Annotated in this window: 1 protein-coding gene; it reads left to right on the forward strand. The window is 71.0% G+C overall.

The window, feature by feature from the left end:
• Window positions 1–2 precede the first annotated feature (2 nt).
• Complete coding sequence (merA, locus tag G6022_RS05170; protein WP_017838447.1) at window positions 3–1,403, forward strand: mercury(II) reductase; 1,401 nt, start codon at window positions 3–5, stop codon at window positions 1,401–1,403.
• Window positions 1,404–1,479: the final 76 nt, after the last annotated feature.

The following is a 1,479-nucleotide window of genomic DNA, read 5'->3' on the forward strand; positions in this document are numbered from 1 at the left end:
AAATGGGTGTGGACTACGACGTCGATCTGGCCGTGATCGGCTCAGGAGGCGCGGCGATGTCCGCCGCCATCGCGGCCAGCCAGGCCGGTAAGAGCGTCGTGCTGGTTGAGCGCGGTGTTCTGGGCGGGACGTGCGTGAACATCGGCTGCGTGCCGTCCAAGACGCTCCTGGCGGCCGCCGGGGCCCGGCACGCCGCGCTCACCAATCCCTTCAAAGGTGCCCCAACGTCAGCCGCACCGGTGAACCTCGGCGATCTGGTGGCCCAGAAGGACGCACTCATCGAGCGCCTGCGTGATGCGAAGTACGCCGATGTGGCCGCTGCCTACGGCTTCCAGGTCCGCCCAGGCCAGGCCAGCTTCCTGGACGGGGACACCCTGGCCGTCGACGGCCAGGCGCTGCGGGCCCGGGCCTATCTGGTCGCCACCGGTGCCACCCCCGCCATCCCGGAGGTGGTCGGTCTCGACTCTGTGGACCGGCTGACGTCCACCACCGCGATGCAGCTGACCGAGCTGCCTGAGTCCCTGGTCGTTATCGGTGGCGGGTACGTCGGGATGGAGCAGGCCCAGCTGTTCGCTCACCTCGGCACCCGGGTCTCTGTGGTCGGGCGTCTGGCGCCGCACGCCGAGCCGGAGCTGGCCCAGAGACTTCGGGAAGTCTTCACCGACGACGGCATCACCGTGGTCGAAGAGCGCGCGACCACTGTGGCCCGCGAACCAGGCCCCGCAGGAGAGGTGGTGGTGACCACGGACTCGGGCGAACAGGTGCGCGGCGCGCAGGTCCTGGTGGCCACCGGACGCCTGCCCCGCACCGACGGCCTGAACCTGGCCGCTGCCGGTGTGGACGTGGACGAGCGCGGCTTCGTCGTGGTCGACCAGACCCAGCGCACCTCCAACCCGCGCGTCTGGGCCGCCGGTGACGTCTCGGGGGCTCCCCAGTACGTCTACGCCGCCGCCGCCGGCGGTCGGGCCGCCGCGCTCAACGCCCTGACCGAGGACAGGTACCCGCCGGCAGCTCGGGTCGACTACGCCGGCTTTCCTGCGGTCGTGTTCACCCGGCCCCAGCTGGCCTCGGCGGGGTTGACCGAGGACGAGGCCCTCACCCGAGGGCACGCGTGCGACTGCCGCGTCCTGGACCTGTCCGATGTCCCCCGGGCGCTCGTCCAGCACGACACCCGCGGGGCGGTGAAGCTCGTCGCCGACGCCGTGAGCGGCAAGGTTCTGGGCGTGCACGCTCTGGCGGACGGGGCCGGGGAGATCATGCTGGCGGCCACCTACGCCATCAAAAGCGGCATGACCGTCGACGATCTGGCCGACACCTGGGCGCCGTACCTGACCATGAGCGAAAGCCTGCGCATCGTGGCCGGCCTCTTCCGAAACCAGATGCCGACGTCATGCTGCGCCTGAAACCCGCGGCCCCAGCGGGGTGGACGAGGGCTCCCGCGGCGGCCCGCCTGGCGCCGTGAATGTGCCTTAAAAACCT

It is taken from the genome of Dietzia sp. Cai40 (assembly GCF_014145165.1).
Classification (GTDB): domain Bacteria; phylum Actinomycetota; class Actinomycetes; order Mycobacteriales; family Mycobacteriaceae; genus Dietzia; species Dietzia natronolimnaea.